The organism is Streptomyces sp. SID14478, from assembly GCF_010548525.1.
Taxonomy (GTDB): Bacteria; Actinomycetota; Actinomycetes; order Streptomycetales; family Streptomycetaceae; genus Streptomyces.
This window is the reverse complement of sequence record NZ_JAAGMG010000410.1, coordinates 1-1197: the sequence shown is the minus strand read 5'-3', so window position 1 is coordinate 1197 and position 1197 is coordinate 1. Positions and strand designations below refer to the sequence as shown.

The 1197-nt window shown below is 75.1% G+C and carries 2 protein-coding genes and 1 pseudogene; all 3 read right to left on the bottom strand.

The features are described 5' to 3' along the window. Nucleotides 1–234 (bottom strand): annotated as a pseudogene (locus tag G3I40_RS13460) (3-oxoacyl-ACP synthase); the annotation flags it as partial. Continuing rightward, a complete protein-coding gene (locus G3I40_RS13455; protein ID WP_164302395.1) occupies nt 231–488 on the bottom strand; it encodes a phosphopantetheine-binding protein in 258 nt (85 codons plus the stop codon). The pseudogene G3I40_RS13460 and the gene G3I40_RS13455, both read right to left, overlap by 4 nt. Nucleotides 489–633: 145 nt before the next feature. Further along, nucleotides 634–1197 (bottom strand): 3-oxoacyl-[acyl-carrier-protein] synthase III C-terminal domain-containing protein (locus G3I40_RS13450; RefSeq protein WP_275410181.1); only part of this gene is annotated, 564 nt, incomplete at its 5' end.

Genomic DNA, 1197 nt, shown 5'->3' with positions numbered 1-1197 from the left:
GTGCCGGGTGAAGCGCCCCATGCGCCACGCCTTGCCGCCGCCGATCCGGCCCACGGCGGGCGGGAGTTCGGGGATGCGGCAGGAGAAGTCGACGGGGCAGCCCTTGAGTTCGACGTCGGTGGCGGCGGTGGAGGCGCCGCGCAGCAGCCCTGCCCAGGTGGCCTCGCGGCCGGCGCCGGCCGGGGTGATGAGCCCCAGGCCGGTGACGGCGACGTGGCGGTCGGCCGTGGTCATCGGGCCCCTGCCGCGGCGCACTTGGCGGAGAGGGCGGCGGTCAGCCCGGCGACGGTGGTGTGCTTCGTGGCCTCGGACTCCTCCACCTTCACGCCCAGTTCTTCCTGGAGAGCGAGGGCGAGTTCGGCGAGCGCGAGGGAGTCGAGGTCGAGGCTCTCCAGCGTGGCGTCGGGGTGGACGGCGGCCGGATCGACCTCGAACTTCTCGGTGAGGACGGTGGTGAGGGCGGACGTCACGGGGGACTCGCAGGTCATGAGGCACCTTTCGGGACAGCCGGGAGGAACCGGCGTGGAGGAGGGGCGGGGCATGGTGAAGGCGCGCGCCGCGCGGGGCGGCGAGCGGTGACGGGGGTGACGTGCGGTCAGGCGAGGCAGGGGTGCGGGAACCCGGCGCGTGCCGTCAGCGGGCGGCGCTCGCGTGAGCCGCCGTGTCGACCGGTGCCACCGCGGGCAGGTCCGGCCAGGTCAGTGTCGCCGAGGCCCAGGTCAGACCGGCGCCGAAGGACGTCAGCAACACCCGCTCGCCGACGGCGAGTTCACCTCGTGACGCCGCGTCGGCGAGGGCCAGCGGCAGTGAGGCGGCGCCCGTGTTGCCGACCCGCTCGATATTGGCGACCTGCCGGTCGCCGGGCAGCCGCAGCCGGTCCCCGACCGCGTCGAGAATGCGTGCGTTGGCCTGGTGGGCGGTGAACCGGTCGACGTCGTCGGCCGTCCAGCCCGTACGGGCGAGCACCCGCTGCGACGACTCGGTCATCCGGGTCACCGCGTGCTGGTACACCTCGCGGCCCGCCATCCGGAAGTGCCGGTCGAGCGGGTCGTGGCCGGCGGGCCGGGCACGTTCGGCGGCGCCCCCGCCGGCGACCTGGATCAGTTCGTGGCCGCTGCCGTCGCTGCCCAGGTCGAAGGCGAGCAGACTGCCCGGTTCGCCGTACGTGCCCGCGCGCAGCAGCACCGCGCCCGCCCC